This window comes from Prevotella sp. HJM029, from assembly GCF_000599605.1.
Classification (GTDB): domain Bacteria; phylum Bacteroidota; class Bacteroidia; order Bacteroidales; family Bacteroidaceae; genus Prevotella.
On record NZ_KK082672.1, the window covers coordinates 22,413 to 44,492 of the forward strand.

Below are 22,080 nucleotides of genomic sequence, written 5' to 3' on the forward strand. Positions count from 1 at the left end.
CAGCAAGATTTTTTATGTTCTTCTGTGGACAGTTTTGTTTTGAATAGTGTTTACGCATTTTTGTCAAGTGTCTTAACTTTGTTCTTCGTTCCAGGTTTTCTACCACGTTTCTTGGGTTCAGCATTCAGGCGGGGATGACTGCGAAAGTTGGCTAACTTATATTCCCGCGGCGTGCACCCATTGATTTTGAAGAAAGCAGCATAAAACGATTGACGATTAGCAAATCCAACCATATCTGAGATTTCTTCCATGTTTAGGTGTTTATAACGTCGATCGACAAGCAAGGTCATCGCTTCTTCAATGCGATACTTGTTGACGAGCGATGTGTAATTCATGTGGAATCTCACATTCACAACGGCTGAGATGTAGCGGGTATTGGTTCCTAAGTCGGTTGCTAATTGCTTGGCAGAATAATCTCTATCCTTATACTTTTTTTGGATAAGAATAGTGTTGAGAATCTTCTCTTTCAATTCATCCATCAATTTCGGATTGACTAAGGTGCGATAGGCCGCTTCTTTCTCCCGCTTCTCGGTAATATTATACTTCGCCATAATACTAAATTTAACTGATTTCTTATGTCTTCGCAAAAATATATAAAATAATCAATAAATCAAATCTTTTGTACAATTATTTTGCTAAAAGCAGTCCTTTCCCAACTTTTCTTTGTCTTTACGATGGTTTATGTTTGTAATTATACCTTTTTTTACGCATTTCCACTCCATGATTCTATATTTCCACAGGCTGTCGTGCTCGGCATTTTCACGTTCTTGAGAAGGCGGATAGTTGTAGTCGCGTTGAAACATATAATAAAGGCTGGTGCGCAATCCGGCTCCACTGCGCCGAGCCACTTCGCTCATGGACATATCGGTGTAGCGCAGCAGCAGACTGGCTGTGCGCAAAATCCATCTCAGGTGGAATTGTTCTTGCCTTTTGAAAAGTGGGTTGTGGAACGTGGAAATGGCATGTCAGATGTTAGCTATTGACATGATATTGGCAAACACGCCGGCCGCCGTGACGCTGGCTCCTGCACCATAGCCCTGGATGAGCATGGGATACTCTTTATAGCGTGCAGTAGTGAGCAGTACGATGTTGTTGCTACCTTCCAACTGATAGAGTGGATGGCTATGGGGGACAGCCTTCAATGCCACCGACGTTTTCTGCCCATCCATTGTGGCCACGAAGCGCCAACGCTTGCCTTCGCGCTCAAGCTGCAGGCGTTTAGCCTCAAATTCTGTATCCAACAGTGGTAGCATCTGCCAAAATTCATCGAGCGTACCCTCAAAATAGTGCTGTGGAATGAAAAGTTGCTTGTCGACATCAGCTTGTTCGACAACATAGCCTGCCTCGCGGGCAAGGATGACCAACTTACGTACTACGTCGATGCCACTGAGATCAATACGTGGATCGGGCTCGCTGTAGCCCATTGCTTGGGCACGCCGCACGGCTTCAGAGAAGGGCACCTCGGCACTGATTTCGTTGAAAATGAAGTTGAGCGTGCCGCTCAGCACGGCCTCGATGCGCAGAATTTGGTCGCCCGAGTTGCGCAGGTCGTTGATGGTGCTGATGATGGGGAGGCCGGCGCCCACATTGGTTTCGTAGCGGAATTTCACGCCGCGTTGCAGCGCCGTTTGCTTGAGTGCGGCATACGTGTTGAATGGTCCGCTGGCCGCAATCTTGTTGGCTGCGATGATGCTGATGTTGTGGTCGAGAAATTGCTGATAGAGCGCGGCAATGTCTTGGCTGGCGGTGCAATCCACAAACACGCTGTTGAACATGTTCATCTCGGTGATGGTGTTGCGCAATGTTTCGGGCGTGCTAAGTTGAGCTGTTTGCAATGCCTCATGATAATGGTCTAAATAGAGACCCTCGCGGTTGAAGATGGCACGTTTTGAGCTAGCTATGCCCACCACATTTAGTTGCAGTTGGTTGCGCGCTTTGAGTGTTTCGTATTGTTGGCGGATTTGCTCGATTAGTTTTCCGCCCACGGTTCCCACACCGCAGATAAACAGATTGAGCACCTTGTATTCGGAGAGGAAGAACGAGTCGTGGATGACGTTGAGCGCCTTGCGCAGGCTCTCGCTTTTTACCACAAACGAGATATTGGTTTCGCTCGCCCCTTGTGCGCAGGCGATGACGCTGATGCCGCTTCGTCCCAAAGTGCCGAAAAGTTTGCCCGCGCTTCCGGGCAAGTCCTTCATGTTGGCTCCCACGATGGCTACAGTGGCCAAACCGCGCTTGATATGCATGGGGAACATGGCACCATCTTCGATCTCGGCGGCAAAGGTTTCGTTGAGCACTTGTGCGGCTTTTTCGGCATCTTCGTCACGTACACCGATACTTGTAGAGTTCTCAGACGATGCCTGCGCCACCATAAACACGCTGATGCCCCGATTGGCCAGGGCGGTGAAGATGCGCCGGTTGACACCAATCACGCCCACCATTGAGAGGCCGGTGACGGTAATAAGCGCCGTGCCATTGATGGAGCTGATACCCTTGATAGGTTTATGGTCATCGCTAATCTCGGCCTTTATAGTGGTACCGGGATTCGTGGGGTTGAAGGTGTTTTTAACTTTGATGGGAATGTTCTTCACGCAAACGGGATAGATGGTTGGCGGATAGACCACCTTGGCACCGAAATTGCACAGCTCCATGGCCTCGATGTAGCTGAGTTCGGCAATGGTGTAGGCTTCTTTGATGACGCGTGGGTCGGCTGTCATAAAGCCGTTGACATCGGTCCAAATCTCTAACACCTCAGCATCCAAAGCCGCAGCGATGATGGCGGCTGTGTAGTCGCTTCCTCCACGCCCGAGGTTGGTAATCTCGCCCGTGTCGCGGTCGGTGCTGATGAAACCTGGCACCAAGGCAATGTGAGGCTGCTGGGCAAATGTTTGCTTCACCAATTGGTTGGTGAGCTCGTTGTCTAACATGTTTTTGTGATTGGTGCGCTCTGTTTTGATAAATCTGCGGCTGTCAAACCATTGTGCATCCTCTATGAGTGTGGCAACAATGAGGCTCGACAGACGTTCGCCATAACTCACAATCGTATTGGTGGTTTTCTCACTGAGGTCGTGCACCAGATAAACGCCAAAATAGATGCTACGGAGTTGCTCAAACAAGGAGTCTAATTGCTGTGCTAACTGTTGCCGCACGTCTGTGTTGCCTATGATACAAGCAATCATGTTGTGATGGCGTGCAACCATGGCGTCGAATGATGCTTTCCATTCGTCACGATGTTGCTGCGCCAATAGCGAAGTGGCCAACAGCTGGTCGGTGATGCCACCTAAAGCACTCACCACCACGACAACATCGCCATGCTGCGCTTCATTTTCAACAATCTGTTTTAGGCTCAGAATACTTTCTACAGAGCCTACGGATGTTCCTCCAAATTTTAATACCTTCATGAAAAATACATTTAAATTGGGAATGATGTTACCCCCGAAGAGCACGATGCAAAAATACGAATTATTGCGCGCATCCCCAACAAAAAGGGCGAGAGATTGCGAGGGTGTGGCCATTTTTGGGTAACTTTGCACGCATGATTCAAGAATGGCAAATAAGAGTTACACCTGCCGTAGCATTTACGGAAGACAGCATCAAGGCCTATGTGGCAGAGACGCATGGCATTGATGTGCGCACCATTCACCAGGTGCGTGTGTTGCGGCGCAGTATTGATGCACGGCAACGGCAGATTTTTATCAATCTCAAAGTGCGCGTTTACATCAATGAGTTTCCGCAAGACGAGCCGTTTGCGCGTGTCGATTATCCCGATGTTTCGGGCAAACCATCGGTTGTTGTGGTGGGTGCCGGCCCGGGTGGCTTGTTTGCAGCACTTCGGCTGATTGAATTGGGCTTGCGTCCTATTGTGCTGGAACGTGGAAAGAATGTGCGCGACCGCAAGAAGGATTTGGCACTCATCACGAAGACGCAGCAGGTGGATGCCACGAGCAATTACAGTTTTGGTGAGGGTGGAGCTGGAGCCTACAGCGATGGCAAGCTCTACACGCGCAGCAAAAAGCGCGGCAGCGTGGAGAAGATTTTGCAAGTGTTTTGTCAGCATGGTGCTTCTGAAGCCATTCTCTCGGATGTGCACCCCCATATAGGCACTGATAAGCTGCCACGCGTGATAGAGGCCATGCGCAACACCATTTTGCAATGTGGTGGCGAAGTGCATTTCCTCACGCAAATGACGCGGCTTTTAATACAAGGTGAAGAAGTGGTGGGCGTGGAAGCCCATGACTTGCAAAACGGTGCACAACGCACGTTCCGCGGACCTGTGATTTTGGCTACGGGGCACAGCGCACGCGATGTCTACCGCTATTTGCACGATGCCAACATCGAAATCGAAGCCAAAGGCATAGCCGTGGGCGTGCGTTTGGAGCACCCCAGCCAGCTTATCGACCAAATTCAATATCACAACAAAAATGGTCGTGGCCGCTATCTTCCTGCAGCCGAATATTCGTTTGTGACCCAGGCGCAAGGCCGTGGCGTCTATAGTTTCTGCATGTGTCCGGGCGGTTTTGTTATTCCTGCCGCCACCGACAAACAGCAGATTGTGGTGAACGGCATGAGTCCCAGCAACCGCGGCACAGCATGGAGCAACAGTGGCATGGTGGTGCAGATGGAACCGCAAGATTGTCAGCAGGCCTTTGCCGAAGCTGGTGATGATGCCTTGTGCGTGATGCGCTTTCAAGAGCATGTAGAACGGCTCTGCTGGCAACAAGGCAACATGCGGCAAACCGCACCGGCACAGCGCATGGCCGACTTTGTGAATGGTCGGCTGAGCTATGATTTGCCCAAAAGTTCTTATGCCCCCGGATTGGTGAGCAGTCCCCTGCATTTTTGGCTTCCGCCTTTCATTGTGCAACGCTTGCAAGAGGGTTTTAAAACCTTTGGGCGGCAAGCGCATGGCTTTCTCACCAATGAAGCGGTGATGATGGCCGTCGAGACCCGAACATCGAGCCCTGTCCGCATTTTACGCAACCGCGAAACCTTGCAGCACGTGCGCCTGCGGGGACTTTTCCCTTGTGGCGAAGGAGCAGGCTATGCCGGTGGCATCGTTTCTGCGGGTATGGATGGCGAACGCTGTGCCGAGATGGCGCAACACTATGTCGACGGCTTGTAGCAGCTATCGGTCGCTTCTTTTCCTTTGTTCTCGTTCCCAAATACAATGCAATAAGAAGTCGTCGCATCCGCTTTTAAAAACGGATGCGATGTGCTATTTCCCGATACCTAAAACCGCCCATATACGGGGTGTAGTTGGGATGCTTTTCTCAAAAATCGCCCATATACGGGGTGTAGTTGGGGTGCTTTTCTCAAAAATCGCCCAGATGCGGGGTGTAGTTGGGGTGCTTTTCTCAAAAACCACCCAGATACGGGGTGTAGTTGGGATGTTTTCTTGAAAAATCGCCCAGATACGGGGTGTAGTTGGGGTGTTTTCTTGAAAAACCACCCAGATACAGGGTGTAGTTGGGGTGTTTTCTTGAAAAATATGCCGCTATGCTATCAAAAAAGGGAAGGAGCCACTCTGTGTGCTCCTTCCTTGTTTCTGCATCCCATAGTGGGGTGTTTACATGGCTGCGCATGCAAACGCCCCGATGCCTTTAATCAGCAAACAGCGGATAGTTTTTCATTGTGGCGTTCACCTTCTCGCGAACCTGAGCTATCACGCGGTCATCTTCAGGATGATTGAGCACGTCCTCAATGAGCGCGGCGATGAGATGCATCAAATCTTCTTTCGCGCCACGGGTGGTGATGGCTGCTGTGCCAAGGCGCAAGCCCGAGGTGAGGAACGCACTGCGCGTGTCGAAAGGCACCATGTTTTTGTTGGCTGTGATGTCGGCCGCAACCAGCGCTTTCTCTGCCATCTTACCCGTGAGCTCGGGATATTTGCTGCGCAAATCCACCAGCATAGAGTGGTTGTCGGTTCCGCCACTGATGATGGTGAAGCCACGCTCTATAAGGTCGGCAGCCAATGTTGCCGCATTGGTTTTCACCTGCTGCGCATAGGTCTTCCACGTGGGGAGCAGGTTTTCGCCAAAGCCCACAGCCTTAGCAGCGATGACATGTTCGAGCGGACCGCCCTGTGTGCCTGGGAAAACGGCCGAATTGAGCAGGGTGCTCATCATTTTCACTTCGCCTTTCTTGGTGGTCAGCCCCCAGGGGTTCTCAAAATCTTTGCCCATAAGAATGATTCCACCACGCGGACCACGCAATGTTTTGTGGGTGGTGCTGGTGACGATGTGGGCATATTTTAAAGGATTGTCCAGCAAGCCGGCAGCGATAAGTCCTGCCGGATGGGCCATGTCAATCATCAGCAAAGCGCCCACTTCATCGGCGATTTTGCGCATGCGGGCATAGTCCCACTCGCGGCTGTAGGCCGAACCGCCACCGATGATGAGTTTGGGCTTGTGTTGGTGCGCTAATTGTTCCATTTCATCGTAATCTACACGACCTGTTTCGCGGTTGAGATTGTAACCCACCGGATGATAGAGTAGGCCTGAGGTGTTGACGCTGCTGCCATGTGAAAGGTGGCCGCCCTGTTCTAAATTCAGGCCAAAGAACGTGTCGCCGGGCTTCAGCACCGCCAGCAACACTGCTGCATTGGCCTGTGCACCCGAGTGGGGTTGCACGTTGGCATAAGCCGCATGAAATAGCTTCTTCACCCGCTCGATGGCTAAAGTTTCGACTTGGTCTACCACCTGACAGCCGCCATAATAGCGTTTTTCGGGAAGTCCCTCGGCATATTTATTGGTGAGGCATGACCCCATGGCCGCCATGACTTCATCACTGACAAAATTTTCAGAAGCAATAAGTTCAATGCCTTTGAGTTGTCGTTGATGCTCTTGTTCGATTAAATCGAAGATTTCTTGGTCTCTTCTCATATTTGTTACCTTATGTTTTACGGATAAATGACAATTCTTATACGAGCTTGATTTCGTTCATATTTTGCTCTTTGTCGCAATAGTGGCATTTCACTACGCCGTGCACTTTGTCGACAACATGGAAAAGTGTGGCCATCGGCTCATTGTTGGTGATGCACTTAGGATTGTTGCAGCGCACAATGCCTCGTAGCACTTGTGGCGTTTCAACCATTTTCTTTTCCACCACTTCATAGTCTTTAATAATGTTGAGTACCACATTGGGCGCAACAACACTGAGGCGACTAATTTCTTCGTCGGTGAAAAATTTATTTGTAATTTTAATGATTCCTTTTTTACCAATGCGGTTTGATGGAAGATTATAGCCAATGGTGACAGGCATCGTGGAAGCCTTCAAGTCAAGGAGGTCGGCCACTAAATAGGTTTTCTCTGCCGGGATATGATCGATTACCGTGCCATTTTCAATGGCTGCCACCTGCATTTCTTTTTTCGCCATAATGTTAGAATTTTGACTGAATAATTGTTTTGTCGTTTTTGACATCATCTAATGTGATTCCCAAACAATGGCAGAAGATGGCCTCGCGTGCATAAAGCCCATTCTGCGCCTGCTGGATATAATAGGCATGTGGGTTGTCATCCACATCGTAAGCAATTTCGTTTACGCGCGGAAGCGGATGAAGTATCTTCATATTCTCTTTCACGTGCTGCAGCATGTCATTTCTCAAAATATACACGTTTTTCACATGTTCATATTCCATCAAATCGGAAAATCGTTCCTTTTGTACACGTGTCATATACAGAATATCGGCATCGGCAATGGTTTCTGCATCGAATGTAGTATGCTCGTGGTAAACAATGTGATGTTGTTTACAATAAAGTTTATATTCCTGTGGCATACTCAATTCTTTAGGTGCAATGAAATGGAATGTAGGATTAAAATGACGCATTGCCGTGATAAGGGAATGCACCGTGCGCCCATATTTCAAGTCGCCGACAAGATAGATATTGAGATTCTCTAATTTCCCTTGCGTCTGATAAATGGTGTAGAGATCAAGCAAGCACTGCGAAGGGTGCATGTGCGCACCATCTCCTGCATTGATGATAGGCACCCGCGTTACTTCTGAAGCATATTGTGCCGCACCTTCTATATAATGTCGCATGGCAATGACATCGGCATAATTGCTCACCATGAGAATGGTGTCTTTCAGCGTTTCGCCCTTTGACACACTCGAAGCCTTGGCATCGCTGAAACCAATAACGCGAGCGCCTAATCGGTTGGCCGCCGTTTCAAAGCTAAGCCGTGTTCGTGTGGATGGCTCATAAAACAATGTTGCTACGACCTTCCCTTTTAATAATTCTCGGTTAGGATTCTTTTCAAACTCTTGTGCCATTTGAATGAGATACAATATATCTTCTTTCGTCAAATCGGCAATGGTCACAAAATTGTGCATATTGTTATGTTATTGATGTTGAAAACCAGTCCAAAGGTAGGGATAAATTCTGATTATACTATGGTATTTCAGAGAAAAATTGTATTTTTGCCCAAAATTAAATGAAATGAGAAAAGTCTTTGTCCACGCCTTGTGGACGATTTTGTTATGTGCAATAGCAGGAACCGCTTTAGCTTTCACAGCTATTTGGAATGGCTGGATTGGGTATATGCCCGCTATTGAAGATTTACAAAACCCTATCAATCGTTTTGCAACGCAAGTGTATTCGGCGGATGGCAAAGTGATGGGAACCTATAATTTAAATAAAGAAAATCGTATTGTCGTTCCTTATAATAAGATATCGAAACATTTGGTTCATGCCTTAGTGGCAACAGAAGACGAACGTTTTTATGAACATAGCGGTATTGATTTTATAGCCTTAGGGCGCGCTTTGATAAAGCGAGGTCTATTTGGCCAGGCATCAGCTGGTGGAGGTTCAACCATTACCCAGCAATTGGCCAAACAATTATATTCTATACAGGTACATAGTTCTTTAGAGCGTCTCTTGCAAAAGCCTATAGAGTGGGTTATAGCGGTGAAATTAGAACGCTACTATACCAAAGAGGAAATCATTGCTTTATACCTCAATTACTTCGACTTTTTGCATAACGCTGTAGGGATTAAGACTGCAGCAAACACATACTTCAACAAAGAACCAGCCGACTTAACGACAACAGAGTCTGCTATGTTAGTGGGATTATGCAAGAATCCATCATTATTTAATCCTGTCCGTTTTCCTGAGCGTGCACGGGATCGCCGAAATGTTGTTTTGCGTCAAATGCTAAAGGCTGGCTACTTGAATGAAGATGAGTACTCAGAGTTTTGTGAGATGCCTTTAGCATTAAATTTCCATCGCACAGACCACAAAGATGGAAATGCAACTTATTTTAGAGAGTTTTTACGCCAATATATGATGGCAGAAAAGCCCAAATTAGAGAGTTATCCAGCATGGAATCGTGTGCAATATGCATTAGATTCTTTGGCTTGGGAAACAGACCCACTTTATGGATGGTGCAATAAGAATTTTAAGAAAGATGGAAGCCCCTATAATATTTATACGGATGGGCTGAAAGTCTTCACAACATTGGATAGTCGCATGCAACTTTATGCGGAGGAAGCAGTATATGGACATGTTGCGAAGTTCCTCCAACCAGCTTTTAATCGCGAGAATAAGAGTAAAAAAAACGCACCTTTTACGGAGAAGCTAACGCCCCAACAATTGCATTCAATTCTTAATCGCAATATGTTTCAAAGTGAACGCTACCGCGATATGAAGGCATCAGGAGCAAGCGAGGCAGAAATTAAGGCTGCTTTTAATAGGCCTGTTGATATGACCATTTTTACCTATCATGGGGATATTGACACAACTATGACCCCCATGGATTCTATTAAATACTATAAGAGTTTTTTACGTGCTGGCTTCATGAGTATGGATCCTAAGACGGGATTTGTCAAAGCCTATGTCGGTGGATTGGACTATAATCATTTTATGTATGATATGGTAACAGGGGGACGTCGGCAAGTAGGTTCAACTATTAAACCTTTCCTCTATGCTTTGGCTATGGAAAATGGTTTTTCGCCTTGCGATGTTGCTCCAAATGTTCAAAAGACTTATACTGTAGCAGGTAGGCCTTGGACACCACGTAATGCCTCGCGTGCACGCTATGGCCAAATGGTTACGCTGAAATGGGGATTAGCAAACAGTAATAACTGGATTTCGGCCTATCTTATGAGTAAGCTGAATCCACGTCTATTTGTTTCTACACTACACGAATTTGGTATTAATACTCCCAATATCTATCCATCGATGTCGCTTTGTTTAGGTCCATGTGATGTAAGTGTTGCAGAGATGGTGAGCGCCTATTCTACTTTTGCCAATCATGGTATCCGGACGGCACCTCTATTTGTTTCGCGTATTGAGGACAATGAAGGGAATGTTATTGCAACATTTCAGCCACGCATGAACGAAGTTATTAGCGCAGAAAGTGCCAATAAAATGTTGGTGTTGTTGCAAGGTGTGGTTGATGGTGGTACGGCTGGTCGATTACGCTATAAGTACAACTTTGAAGGTGAAATTGGTGGGAAAACTGGAACAACCAATAACAATAGCGATGCTTGGTTCATTGGTTTTACACCTCAGTTAGTTTCTGGAGTTTGGGTAGGAGGTGAAGATCGAGATATTCACTTCGATAATATGGCCATGGGGCAAGGTGCAACAATGGCATTACCCATATGGGCCTATTTCATGCGAAAGGTCTATAATGATCACACTTTGGGTTATAGTAGTAAAGTTAAATTCGACTTACCTGATGGATTTGACCCTTGTAAGAATCAAGATAACGATTCGAGTGGTAATCAAATAGATGAGGTTTATGAATAAGTGTCTTATATTTCTCTTTGTCTTAGTACATAACCTCTGCGCTTATGCTCAACATAATCCCCTACGGGATAGCTTAAAAGTGGCTACAGAGGCTCTTAACTATCACCCAGATAGCCTTGATTTAAGGTTAAAGAAAGCATCCTGGAATGTCCAACTTGGCGAATGGGATTATGCTAAAGGTGAATACGATAAGGTGCTTGCACAGGAGCCAAATAATTTGTCTGCATTATATTTCCGTGCTTTTGTCAATGAACAGCTTCATCGTTATTCTTTTGCTCGCTTAGACTATGAGCACTTGCTCTATCTCGTTCCTGGTAATTTTGAAGCACAGTTGGGATTAGCACTACTCAATGAAAGGGACAATCATCATACAGAAGCTTTAGACGGACTTAATCGCTTAGTGATGCAATTTCCTGATAGTACACTTGCCTATGCTGCACGTGCAAATTTAGAACGTGAGCATCAGCAATATGATTTAGCTATATTTGATTATACGGAGGCTATCCGACGTTCACCTGATAATACAGATTATTTGCTGGCTCGTGCAGATATTTGGATTACTTTAAAACAATATGGAAAGGCAGAGAACGATTTACAAAAGCTAATAATTTTAGGTATTCCCAAAATGGCATTAAAGCCTTTTTTCGAAAGAATAAAGAAGAGATTATAGCATCAATAACAGAATTATAAAAATATAAATAGATGAAACAATGAAATTTCTACAACCCTTATTTGAAATATGGCAGCAAGAGGCTGGAATTGACGGTATCTATCGTATGATAGAACGAGCAGGACGTGTATGCTACAAAAGTGAAAATCATGTAGATAATCGGTCAGCACGTCCCTTTGTTGAGCGGCTCATAGCTTCAAAACATACAGCCATGCTCGAACATGGGACGGTATATTTGGTTACAGAACAAGCAAAATTGGCTGAACGGTATATCCAAAATCCATTCTCTGTTGTCCATACATTAGATACGAAAAATTATATTACGACCAACCTCCGTGTGCTGGTAGAACAAGGGTGGATGGATGATTTGCAATGTTTTTCTAAGCAACAACCTCAGCATGAACCACGTATCACAGTTCATTTTACCACACAAGTTTCCATTACACGCGAATTTAATCGTCATCGCTCACACTCCATGGCAGAGCAGTCTACACGCTATTGTAATTATAGTAAAGATAAATTTGGGGGTGAAATTAATATTAACGTTCCAGAATGGATTACCAACTGTGAGAAGTTTTCTGAGACAGAACAAGCAGGCAATTTCAATATGCAGTTTATAAACTACTGCCGTTCTATAGCCGACAGTAATGGTAATACAAATTGGACGGACTTTGATGCCTGGCTGTTTGCTAATCTTGCTGCCGAATTTGCTTATATGCAACTCATTGCATTGGGGAGGAAGCCACAAGAGGCACGTGCAGTATTACCCTTAGACGTAAATACAGAACTTATTCATACTGCATTCTTACATGATTGGAAACATTTTTTTGATTTACGAGCTTTAGGGACAACGGGGGCTCCCCACCCAGATGCAAAAGCTATAGCTATGCCACTTTATGAAGTTTTTAAGCAGAATGGATGGTTATAATCACTTTTAAAAAGGTCTTCTTAGTTGAAGATAAAGGAAGAACGTAGATTAACAATTGGGTAAAAAGTAGAATTTGTTAGATACATGTTTCTCTATATCGCCCTTTTTTACGTAACTTTGCATTGTATAAAGATGGATAAAACAAATTTCAATATGATTAAAATTACTTTTCCTGATGGCTCTGTCCGTGATTATGAGCAGGGTATAACAGGAATCCAAATTGCAGAGAGCATATCACCAGCTCTTGCGCGTAGTGTTGTGTCATGCGGTGTTAATGGAGAAACAATTGAGTTAAATCGTCCTATTAATGAAGATGCAACTATTGCGCTTTACAAGTTTGATGATGAGGAGGGTAAGAAAACATTCTGGCATACATCAGCTCATTTACTGGCAGAGGCCTTACAAGAGCTCTATCCTGGCATCCAGTTTGGTTTTGGTCCAGCCATAGAGAATGGCTTTTTTTATGATGTCATGCCTGCCGAAGGCCAGGTCATTTCAGAAAATGATCTTCCAAAAATTGAAGCTAAAATGTTAGAATTGGCCAAGAGGGATGAGCCTGTCATTCGTAAAGAGATTTCGAAGGCAGATGCACTAAAGGCTTTTAAAGCCGATGGTCAAGAATATAAGTACGAGCATATCGACCAAGATTTGGAGGATGGCACTATAACGACCTATACGCAAGGACACTTTACAGACCTTTGTCGTGGGCCACACTTGATGTCAACAGGACTCATCAAAGCAGTGAAACTCACAAATGTTGCAGGTGCTTTTTGGCGGGGGGATGCAAAACGTGAGCAAATGACACGTATCTATGGCATATCATTTCCCAAGAAGAAATTATTAGATGAATATCTACTTTTGCTGGAAGAGGCAAAAAAACGTGATCATCGTAAAATTGGAAAGGAAATGGAATTGTTCATGTTCTCTGAGCGCGTGGGTAAGGGATTACCTATTTGGCTGCCCAAAGGAACTCTATTACGTCTCCGCTTACAAGAGTTATTACGTGGACTACTCCGTCCTTACAATTATCAAGAAGTGATTACACCAGGTATCGGTGGCAAAAGCCTTTATGTTACATCTGGGCATTATGCTCATTATGGAAAGGATGCATTCCAGCCTATTCATACTCCAGAGGAAGATGAGGAGTATATGCTTAAACCTATGAATTGCCCCCACCATTGTGAAGTGTATGCACGTAAGCCGAGGTCTTATAAAGATTTACCCCTCAGAATTGCAGAATTTGGAACCGTTTTCCGCTATGAGAAGAGTGGTGAGTTACATGGTCTAACACGTGTGCGTACATTTACGCAGGATGATGCACATATCTTTGTACGTCCAGATCAGGTAAGAACAGAATTTGAGAATAATATTGATATTATTCTTAAAGTTTTCAAGATTTTCAATTTTAATAATTACGAGGTGCAAATTTCATTGCGTGATCCTAATGATAAAGAAAAATATATTGGGTCAGATGAAATTTGGGATGAAAGTGAGAATGCAATCCGAGAGGCCTGCAAAGAAAAGGGTTTACAGGCACATGAAGAAGTTGGAGAAGCTGCTTTCTATGGACCTAAATTAGATTTCATGGTGAAAGATGCTATTGGTCGTAAATGGCAGTTGGGTACTATCCAAGTGGATTATAACCTGCCAGAACGATTCGAATTGGAATATACTGCAGAAGACAATAGCAAGAAAACACCTGTGATGCTCCATCGCGCCCCATTTGGTTCACTTGAACGTTTTGTAGCAGTTTTAATCGAGCATACTGCAGGACATTTCCCTTTGTGGCTTATTCCAGATCAGGTAGCAGTTCTCCCAATTTCGGAGAAATATAATGATTATGCACGTAAAGTGGAGCAGCAGCTTCGTACAGCCAACGTACGTGCGATTATCGACGATCGTAATGAAAAAATAGGTCGTAAAATAAGGGATAATGAATTAAAACGTATTCCATATATGCTCATTGTCGGCGAGAAAGAAGCTGCGGAAGGTTTAGTCTCAATGCGCCAGCAAGGTGGTGGCGAGCAAGGAACAATGTCCATTGATGATTTTGCACAACGTATTAATGGTGAAGTAGAACTACAACTTAAGGGCTTGGACTGAAAAAGCATCTTTAGTACGAATATCCTCTAACAAAAGAGTCTATTGATTGTATTTACTGCTATCAATATTTTCTCATAAAGGACATTTAGTGGCAAAAAGCCCTATATGTCCTTTATTAATTTAAAATATAGAGATTAAATAGATCTTTTTGTGGCGAATCTTTAATACTATAAGCTCTTAAATAAGGCTTTTACTTTCAAATGTCAATGGAATTTGCTATTTTTGCCATGCTAATTACGAATTTCATCATAACATTGGCACGTATCATATTTTTATATCACAATTTAGCCAATAAGCTGTTGCTTATGCTTATCAGCCTAATCCTACTGCTACTAAGTGGTTGTACTTCTTCACAGAAGCAAAAGGTTGATATGCTCAACCATAAATCTTATGCTTTTCACTATCGCAATTTAGATTCTGCCAAGTATTACGCCAATCAAGCACTTACTTTGAGTTTACACGACAATGAAGGCCAAGCCGAGGCACTCAATAACTTAGCATTTGTAGCTACAGCACGTATGAATTATCATGTAGCCAATGCACTGTTGAACAAGGCAATGAAGATAACTGACAACCAAATAGAATTATTCGTGAGTGATGTACAAGCGATGCGCCTTTGTCAGCGCCAGTCACGCAATAAAGCATTCTACACTTATCGTGAATTGGCACTTCGCCGATTGCATCGCATTCGTGAGGAGTGGAAATACCTAACCAAGTCACAGCAAAGGCGATTTACTTATGCTGAAACTGAGTTCGATATTATCACATCTACCTATTATTATTATGTCGGCTTGAAAAGGCAATCTATGGAAGCTTTAAAACAAATAGATCCCTATGGAGCCATTCAACAAGACACAGCACAGCTACTATCCTATTATTACAACTTAGGTACAGGGAATATCATCGATAAGGGGAGTAGTGAAGAGATTGCACAAAAAGAATTCGATTGTTTGATGCGCTGCTATGAATTAGCATGTCACAAGCATTATATTTTTTGGGAAGCAAATGCAATGCAGGCTATTAGCGAGCTTTTAATAGATCCTTCTGAACGCAAATTCCTAATTCGTAACAATATTCCTTTCATTCAGCATATCAATATTGATAATATGCCAGACTCGCTTTTGGCTGGTAATTTAGCACAGCGCTCGCTCAACATGTTCCTAAAGTTTGGTGATGTCTATCAGATTGCTGGAGCCTATCGAACTTTGGCGCAATGCTATTGGCAAATTGGAGATTATAAATCGGCACGAATGTGTTTAGATAATGCTTTGAGTGATACAATTATTAATCGTGCTCCTGACTTGGTGTCTTCCATCCGTGAGCAGATGTCATTGGTATTTGCTGCTATTGATGATAAGGCACAAAGCGATTATAATAGAAATATTTATTTAGATCTGCAAGAACAAACTCGACAAGACAAGCAACTTGAGGCACGTGCTGATCAACTTAATAAGTCGGCAACTTTGCTTAATGGCATGCTTATTGCTGTCGCCACGATGATTGTGTTTGTGTTATTTTTATTAGTAGTATTTGATCAAATGCGTCGACATCGTGATAAACAATTTTCGATAGAGCAGTTGCTGGCGCCCTTAGAACAGTGGCAAGTAGAAGAAGAAAAACGATTAGAGCAAATTGATGAGGCGTTGCAAGTTGTGGAAGAGCAGCGTGTGGTAGCAGAGCTCCATTTGTCGAATAATTTACGGCGCAATATAGAACAGCGTGCCAAAGTTGCTTTGGTAAATATTATCACACCACTTATCGATCGCATTTTACATGAAGTGTATGTGTTGAAACATCGGCAGGAGAAAGCTACAGACCGTGCTGTACGTTATACCTACATAGGAGAGTTAGCCAGCAAAATTAACGAATATAATAATGTTCTAACTCAGTGGATTCAATTGAAGCAGGGACAACTCAGTCTTAATATTGAACGTTTTGCCTTGCAAGATTTATTTACTATCGTTGAAAAGAGCAGATTTAGTTTCAAAAGAAAAGGTATTCAGTTGATAATTGAGCCTTCAACTGCTATTGTGAAGGCAGATAAAACGCTCACTCTTTTCATGCTTAATACGTTGGCCGACAATGCACGTAAGTATACGCATATGGGGGGACATGTTTGGATTTCGAGTAAAATCCTTGAAGAGGAGAATGCCGTTGAAATTGCCATTCGAGATGATGGTGAAGGAATGTCGTCTGAACAAGTAACTCATTTATTTGAGCATAAGATAATTGCGGATGAGTCTTTTCCAGGAAAAGGACAAGAAGATATTGAGCAATCGCATGGGTTTGGACTTATGAATTGCAAAGGGATTATTGAAAAATATCGTAAAATAAGCAACATCTTCTCAGTATGTTCACTCACTGTAGATAGCCAGCTAGGTAAAGGGAGTAACTTTAAATTTCGGTTACCACAAGGCCTACAACGCGTGTTATTGCTGTTGAGTGTGCTACTGGGTACTATTTCATCATGGGCTGGCCCCCATTATCTACTCAAACAGGCTGCAAGCTTTGCCGATAGTGCCTACTTCTCTAATCTCAGAGGACACTATGAGAAGACATTATCCTATGCAGATAGTTGTCGGCAAAGTTTAAACCGTTATTATCTACTTAGTTATCCGAAGGCTGTTGATACGCTGCGCTATGTCGGTGCAGAAGTGGTTCCTGCAGAAATCAATTGGTTTCGGCAGAAAGTGAAAATAGATTATAACATTATTTTGGATATACGTAATGAGACGGCCGTTGCTGATTTGGCATTGCATCAGTGGGCTGCCTATCATTATAACAATCGTGTATACACACAGCTATTTAAAGAAACATCAGCTGATAACTCATTGGGTGAATATGTTCGTGTGATGCAGCGTTCTGAGAATAGCAAGAATGTTGCAATTGTGTTGCTTTTTATTTTACTAATTTCGATTTTCCCAGCTTATTATTTTCTCTATTATCGCTACCAGCTTTATTATCGATTGGCTGTTGATCGTGTGGGGAAAATCAATACAGTTTTATCAGCCAATCTACCAATTGAAGAGAAGTTGCGTACTATTGATAAACTTTGGAATAGAGCAAATTTCTTATTGAAGGCACCCGATTCAAGGCTCGATGAAGTAGTTGAGCGAATTCGTGTTGCCTTGAAAAGTAGTATGGCTTCAGGACAACAAAAACGTATAGCTTTGGAATTAGCAGGCGACGAACTCCATCGCATTGAATATGAATGTCAACAATTGCATGTGAGTAATAATGTACTCGACAATTGTCTTTCAACTCTGAAACATGAGACAATGTATTACCCCTCTCGTATCAAGCAATTGGTAGATGCTGATGAAAAGGATTTGGTATCAATCAGTGAAGTTGCTCATTATTATAAGCAGCTTTATGCTATTTTGAGTCAACAGGCCATGCTACAGATTGAGAGAAATCTTAAGGTAACACCTGAACTAACGAAATACTTGTTGTCTTTAATCAAAAAAATCAGTCATGAGTCCCACATGCATTGCCACATGATTGAAAAAGATGGACACTATATTGTAGTTGAAGTAGAACTACCTACCTTACAACTCTCAGCAGATGAGTGTGCATTGCTTTTCACGCCGTCATCGATCAACATAGAGTTTATGGTGTGTCGTCAGATTGTGCGTGAGATTGGTGATGCTACAAATTTGCGTGCTTGTGGCATTCAAGCACGTCAACGCACGACTGGTGGAACTCTCATAATCATCACCTTACCTCGAAGAATAAAAAAAATAATTGAATTATGAATCCATTTAAAGTAATTATTGTGGAAGATGTGCCTCTTGAACTGAAAGGTACAGAAGGAATACTTAGAAACGACATTCCTGAGGCACAAATCATTGGCACTGCTGAAAATGAAGTAGCCTATTGGAAATGTCTGAAACAAGGAGTCCCAGACTTGGTATTGCTCGATTTAGGCTTGGGGGGTAGTACCACTATTGGTATTGAGCTTTGCCGCCATACGAAAGAGATGCATTCTCATGTAAAGGTACTCATCTTCACAGGAGAAATTCTCAATGAGAAACTATGGGTTGATGCGCTTGATGCGGGGTGTGACGGCATTATTCTCAAGAGTGGCGAGATGCTTACCCGCAACGATGTTGCTAGTGTCATGGATGGTAAACGATTAGTATTCAATCAGCCCATATTAGAGAAGATAGTTGCACGTTTTAAAATGGGAGTTACCAATCAGCTCATGCGGCAAGAAGCTTTGGTAAATTATGAAATAGATGAATATGATGAGCGTTTCTTGCGCCATTTGGCTTTAGGCTACACCAAAGAGCAAATCACTAACTTGCGTGGTATGCCATTTGGCGTGAAGAGCTTAGAGAAAAGGCAGAGTGAATTGGTGCAGAAGCTATTTCATGAGAGTAGCACAGGTATCAATGCCACTCGCTTGGTGGTGCGTGCCATAGAATTGCGCATTTTAGACATCGATAATTTGCATGCCGATGAAGAGTAGGAGAGTGCAACACTTCTTGGCTGTAATGATGTTATTACTACTTGTAAGCCAGCTACTCGTGATCTTAGGCTCGTGGCTCATCACTGCCGCTCAACCCAATTTGCCACTGCGATCGTTGCTTAGCAGCGAAGGAATTCGTTGGTTTTTTGGACAATTCTCTAACAATCTTTCATCGCCCATTTTGGTTTGGTTGCTAGTTGCCACAATGGGATACGGATGTCTCATCTCCAGCGGACTACTACAATTAAAACGTCCTTTAGACTTTAGACAATGGCTGGCCTTGCGCATAGTGATGCTTGAATTAGCTGTTTTCCTTGCTGTTCTCACATTGCTTACGTTGTTGCCTCACGCGGTGTTACTCAACATCGATGGGCATCTGTTTCCCAGCAGTTTCTCGGATAGTCTTATTCCCTATCTATCGTTTTCAGTTTGCATTGTGGCCATTAGTTATGCTTTTTTTTCGGGGCGTCTCACGTCACTCGTACAAGCTTTTTCTATGCTTTGTGTGGGGGTTAATATCTTGGCACCCTTGTTTGTACTCTATATCGCTGCAATGCAACTCTACTCCTCTCTCTCTTTTGTCTTCTCTATAGGCGTACAATAGCGCTCCGAGTCGAAATCAAGTGCAAATGATAGTACGATCACTCAATGGGAACTAAAAAATGATGATTCGTTCCACTATATGTTTATCAGCTGGAACGATAGCTGAGACTTGTTTAACTAAAGCTTAATACGGAGTCTTCTTCGGGGAGGTGAATGTAAAAATCGGTTTACCAGAGAGGACTTATGTCCTACGTCTGATAAACCGATAGATGGGATGCCGAATCCAAATACCTTTTCGGCATATAGCTTGGCTTGCCTATGCGTTGGTCAGTTTTTCTACATAAGCGTCAATCACAGCAACGGCCGTGATGTTGACCACATCTTGCACCGAACTTTCAAAGTCGGTGAAGTGGATGGCGCGATTTAAACCCATTTGAATGGGCCCGATGATTTCGCAATCGGGATTTAAAGCCTGCAACAGTTTGTAGCTGCAATTAGCACTACTCATGTTGGGGAATACCAACGTGTTGACCTCTTTGCCTTTCAGCCGACTGAAAGGGAACTTGTCGTCGCGCAGCGTTTTGTCGAGAGCGAAATTCACTTGCATCTCACCATCGATGGCCAAATTGGGGAACTCGTTTTGCATCTGTTCCACCGCCTGGTGCACTCTCGTGGGGCTACCCACCTCGTCGGAGCCAAAGTTCGAATAGCTGAGCATGGCTATCACGGGCTCTTCGTTGAAAAACTCCACAGTTTGCTTGCTCAGTTTGGCAATATCAGTGAGCACCTCGGCATCGGGATGACGATTGATGAGCGTGTCGGCCACATAATAGACGCCTTTCTTGGTGTTCAAAATGTGCATCGTGGCAAAGGTGTTGTAACCATCTTTGATGCCAATCACCTCTTTGGCCACTTTAATGGTGTTGCTGTATTTGGTGTAGAGGCCGGTAATGAAGGCGTCGGCATAACCGTTTTCAACTAAGCTCATACCAAAATAATTGCGTTCATACATCTTATCATAGGCCTCTTCAAAGGTGTATCCTTGCCGTGCACGTCGCTCGGCTAATTGCTTGGCAAAAGTGGCACGACGCCCTTGTTCATGGTCGGCGCGCATGTCGATAATCTCTACTCCCGTAAGATCCAACTTCAAACGGGCGGCCAAACGATTGAGTCGATCGGGATTACCCAACAGAATAGGCTCGCAAATGCCTTCTTGCTTGGCTTGCACCGCAGCTTTCATCATGGTGGCGTGTCCACCTTCTGCAAACACCACACGTTGTGGATGTAGGCGCGCCGTGTCGTGGAGCTTGCGTGTGAGAGCCGTTTCTTGTCCCAATAGCTGACGCAAATTCTGCTTGTAAGCCTCCCAATCGGTGATGGTAGTGCGTGCCACGCCACTCTCGATAGCGGCTTTAGCCACGGCCGCACTCACCTCGGTAATCAAGCGAGGATCGACAGGTTTGGGGATGAAATATTTCGGTCCGAAGGTGAGATCGGTCACACGATACACCTCATTCACCACGTCAGGAACAGGCTGTTTGGCCAATTCGGCAATTGCTTTCACGGCAGCCAGCTTCATGGCTTCGTTGATAGCCTTGGCATGCACATCCAACGCACCGCGGAAGATGTATGGAAAGCCGATGACATTGTTGATTTGGTTGGGATAATCGCTGCGCCCCGTGCTCATCAGCACATCGGGACGGCTGGCTAAAGCGTCCTCGTAAGAAATCTCGGGCACGGGGTTGGCCAAAGCAAACACGATGGGATTCTTGGCCATGCTGCGCACCATGTCTTGCGTCAATATATTGCCTTTGCTCAAGCCTAAGAACACATCGGCGTCTTTTATTGCCTCTTTTAATGTGTGCACATCAGTGCGATGGGTAACAAATTGCTTTTTCTGAGCATTCAGATCTTTACGATCGATATTGATGACGCCATGTGAGTCGAGCATCACAATGTTTTCGAGCTTTGCACCTAATGCAATGTAAAGCTTTGTACAACTAATGGCTGCAGCACCCGCACCATTCACAACAATTTTCACATTCTCAATCTTTTTGCCTGCCACTTCAAGCGCATTGAGTAGGCCTGCTGCAGAGATGATAGCTGTTCCATGCTGGTCGTCATGCATCACCGGAATGTCTAACGTTTTCTTCAAACGCTCTTCAATGTAGAAACATTCGGGGGCTTTGATGTCTTCTAAGTTGATACCACCAAAAGTGGGCGCAATCTTTTCCACGGCCTCACAGAATTTTTCGGGGTCTTTCTCGGCTACTTCTATATCGAAAACATCTATTCCACCATAGATTTTAAATAGCAATCCCTTGCCTTCCATCACAGGTTTGCCACTCATGGCACCTATATCGCCCAGCCCTAAAACTGCAGTTCCGTTACTAATAACTGCCACAAGATTGCCTTTATCAGTATATTTATAGGCATCATCTGGGTTGGCTTGTATCTCGAGGCATGGGAAAGCCACGCCTGGAGAATAGGCCAAACTCAGGTCAGTTTGTGTACTATAGGGCTTGGTGGGTTTTACTTCAATTTTTCCTGGACGCCCATTTGAGTGGTATTCCAGTGCTGCTTCTTTCGTAATCTTTACCATATCTTTAAAAATACT

Annotated in this window: 15 protein-coding genes; 8 read left to right on the top strand and 7 right to left on the bottom strand. The window is 44.2% G+C overall.

The window, feature by feature from the left end; translation table 11 throughout:
* Window positions 1-50: 50 nt before the first annotated feature.
* The 3 genes from X919_RS0111105 to thrA form a co-directional block, all read right to left on the bottom strand.
* A complete protein-coding gene (locus tag X919_RS0111105; RefSeq protein ID WP_028900171.1) occupies window positions 51-551 on the bottom strand; it encodes a helix-turn-helix domain-containing protein in 501 nt (166 codons plus the stop codon).
* Window positions 552-635: 84 nt separating this feature from the next.
* On the bottom strand, window positions 636-899 hold the full coding sequence (locus tag X919_RS0111110) for a helix-turn-helix transcriptional regulator (protein ID WP_028900172.1): 264 nt from the start codon (window positions 897-899) through the stop codon (window positions 636-638).
* 66 nt (window positions 900-965) lie between these two features.
* Window positions 966-3,401: a bifunctional aspartate kinase/homoserine dehydrogenase I gene (gene thrA / locus X919_RS0111115; RefSeq protein WP_028900173.1), complete on the bottom strand. Its 2,436-nt coding sequence runs from the start codon at window positions 3,399-3,401 to the stop codon at window positions 966-968.
* A 134-nt stretch (window positions 3,402-3,535) separates the two neighbouring features.
* Here thrA and X919_RS0111120 point away from each other — a divergent pair, with 134 nt between their 5' ends.
* Window positions 3,536-5,122 carry an NAD(P)/FAD-dependent oxidoreductase gene (locus X919_RS0111120; RefSeq protein WP_028900174.1) on the top strand — a complete coding sequence of 529 codons (1,587 nt, stop codon included), beginning with the start codon at window positions 3,536-3,538 and terminating at the stop codon, window positions 5,120-5,122.
* Between the two features lie 478 nt (window positions 5,123-5,600).
* Here X919_RS0111120 and glyA read toward each other — a convergent pair whose 3' ends face one another.
* From glyA to pyrB, 3 genes are read right to left on the bottom strand one after another with little or no spacing between them, the layout of a single operon-like run.
* Window positions 5,601-6,881 (bottom strand): serine hydroxymethyltransferase, encoded by a 1,281-nt coding sequence (gene glyA / locus X919_RS0111125; protein ID WP_028900175.1) that lies wholly within the window; start codon window positions 6,879-6,881, stop codon window positions 5,601-5,603.
* 37 nt (window positions 6,882-6,918) lie between these two features.
* Window positions 6,919-7,374: an aspartate carbamoyltransferase regulatory subunit gene (gene pyrI / locus X919_RS0111130; RefSeq protein ID WP_004379445.1), complete on the bottom strand. Its 456-nt coding sequence runs from the start codon at window positions 7,372-7,374 to the stop codon at window positions 6,919-6,921.
* A gap of 4 nt (window positions 7,375-7,378) precedes the next feature.
* Complete coding sequence (gene pyrB, locus X919_RS0111135; protein WP_028900176.1) at window positions 7,379-8,329, bottom strand: aspartate carbamoyltransferase; 951 nt, start codon at window positions 8,327-8,329, stop codon at window positions 7,379-7,381.
* A 106-nt stretch (window positions 8,330-8,435) separates the two neighbouring features.
* Between pyrB and X919_RS0111140 the strand changes: the two genes are divergently transcribed.
* The 7 genes from X919_RS0111140 (at window position 8,436) to X919_RS0111170 (ending at window position 19,524) form a co-directional block, all read left to right on the top strand.
* Window positions 8,436-10,748, top strand: a complete 2,313-nt coding sequence (locus tag X919_RS0111140; protein ID WP_028900177.1) for a transglycosylase domain-containing protein — start codon at window positions 8,436-8,438, stop codon at window positions 10,746-10,748.
* Window positions 10,732-11,418, top strand: a complete 687-nt coding sequence (locus X919_RS0111145) for a tetratricopeptide repeat protein (protein WP_028900178.1) — start codon at window positions 10,732-10,734, stop codon at window positions 11,416-11,418. Before X919_RS0111140 ends, X919_RS0111145 begins: the two co-directional genes overlap by 17 nt.
* Before the next feature lie 40 nt (window positions 11,419-11,458).
* Window positions 11,459-12,346, top strand: coding sequence for an FAD-dependent thymidylate synthase (locus X919_RS0111150; protein ID WP_028900179.1), 888 nt, complete (start codon window positions 11,459-11,461; stop codon window positions 12,344-12,346).
* Between the two features lie 153 nt (window positions 12,347-12,499).
* Window positions 12,500-14,449 carry a threonine--tRNA ligase gene (gene thrS, locus X919_RS0111155; protein ID WP_028900180.1) on the top strand — a complete coding sequence of 650 codons (1,950 nt, stop codon included), beginning with the start codon at window positions 12,500-12,502 and terminating at the stop codon, window positions 14,447-14,449.
* Window positions 14,450-14,754: 305 nt separating this feature from the next.
* Complete coding sequence (locus X919_RS0111160; protein WP_051502530.1) at window positions 14,755-18,204, top strand: ATP-binding protein; 3,450 nt, start codon at window positions 14,755-14,757, stop codon at window positions 18,202-18,204.
* A complete protein-coding gene (locus tag X919_RS0111165; RefSeq protein WP_028900182.1) occupies window positions 18,201-18,920 on the top strand; it encodes a DUF5932 domain-containing protein in 720 nt (239 codons plus the stop codon). Before X919_RS0111160 ends, X919_RS0111165 begins: the two co-directional genes overlap by 4 nt.
* Window positions 18,910-19,524 carry a hypothetical protein gene (locus X919_RS0111170; RefSeq protein ID WP_028900183.1) on the top strand — a complete coding sequence of 205 codons (615 nt, stop codon included), beginning with the start codon at window positions 18,910-18,912 and terminating at the stop codon, window positions 19,522-19,524. Before X919_RS0111165 ends, X919_RS0111170 begins: the two co-directional genes overlap by 11 nt.
* 255 nt (window positions 19,525-19,779) lie before the next feature.
* Here X919_RS0111170 and X919_RS0111175 read toward each other — a convergent pair whose 3' ends face one another.
* Window positions 19,780-22,065 carry an NADP-dependent malic enzyme gene (locus X919_RS0111175; protein WP_028900184.1) on the bottom strand — a complete coding sequence of 762 codons (2,286 nt, stop codon included), beginning with the start codon at window positions 22,063-22,065 and terminating at the stop codon, window positions 19,780-19,782.
* Window positions 22,066-22,080: the final 15 nt, after the last annotated feature.

What these genes read in the sequence shown, in the direction of transcription:
- X919_RS0111160 (WP_051502530.1), top strand. Translation starts at nt 14,755, where the DNA reads ATGCTTATCAGCCTAATCCTACTGCTACTAAGTGGTTGTACTTCTTCA.
- thrA (WP_028900173.1), bottom strand. Translation starts at nt 3,401, where the DNA reads ATGAAGGTATTAAAATTTGGAGGAACATCCGTAGGCTCTGTAGAAAGT.
- X919_RS0111120 (WP_028900174.1), top strand. Translation starts at nt 3,536, where the DNA reads ATGATTCAAGAATGGCAAATAAGAGTTACACCTGCCGTAGCATTTACG.
- X919_RS0111170 (WP_028900183.1), top strand. Translation starts at nt 18,910, where the DNA reads ATGAAGAGTAGGAGAGTGCAACACTTCTTGGCTGTAATGATGTTATTA.
- X919_RS0111105 (WP_028900171.1), bottom strand. Translation starts at nt 551, where the DNA reads ATGGCGAAGTATAATATTACCGAGAAGCGGGAGAAAGAAGCGGCCTAT.
- glyA (WP_028900175.1), bottom strand. Translation starts at nt 6,881, where the DNA reads ATGAGAAGAGACCAAGAAATCTTCGATTTAATCGAACAAGAGCATCAA.
- X919_RS0111150 (WP_028900179.1), top strand. Translation starts at nt 11,459, where the DNA reads ATGAAATTTCTACAACCCTTATTTGAAATATGGCAGCAAGAGGCTGGA.
- thrS (WP_028900180.1), top strand. Translation starts at nt 12,500, where the DNA reads ATGATTAAAATTACTTTTCCTGATGGCTCTGTCCGTGATTATGAGCAG.
- X919_RS0111145 (WP_028900178.1), top strand. Translation starts at nt 10,732, where the DNA reads ATGAGGTTTATGAATAAGTGTCTTATATTTCTCTTTGTCTTAGTACAT.
- X919_RS0111140 (WP_028900177.1), top strand. Translation starts at nt 8,436, where the DNA reads ATGAGAAAAGTCTTTGTCCACGCCTTGTGGACGATTTTGTTATGTGCA.
- X919_RS0111175 (WP_028900184.1), bottom strand. Translation starts at nt 22,065, where the DNA reads ATGGTAAAGATTACGAAAGAAGCAGCACTGGAATACCACTCAAATGGG.
- pyrB (WP_028900176.1), bottom strand. Translation starts at nt 8,329, where the DNA reads ATGCACAATTTTGTGACCATTGCCGATTTGACGAAAGAAGATATATTG.
- pyrI (WP_004379445.1), bottom strand. Translation starts at nt 7,374, where the DNA reads ATGGCGAAAAAAGAAATGCAGGTGGCAGCCATTGAAAATGGCACGGTA.
- X919_RS0111165 (WP_028900182.1), top strand. Translation starts at nt 18,201, where the DNA reads ATGAATCCATTTAAAGTAATTATTGTGGAAGATGTGCCTCTTGAACTG.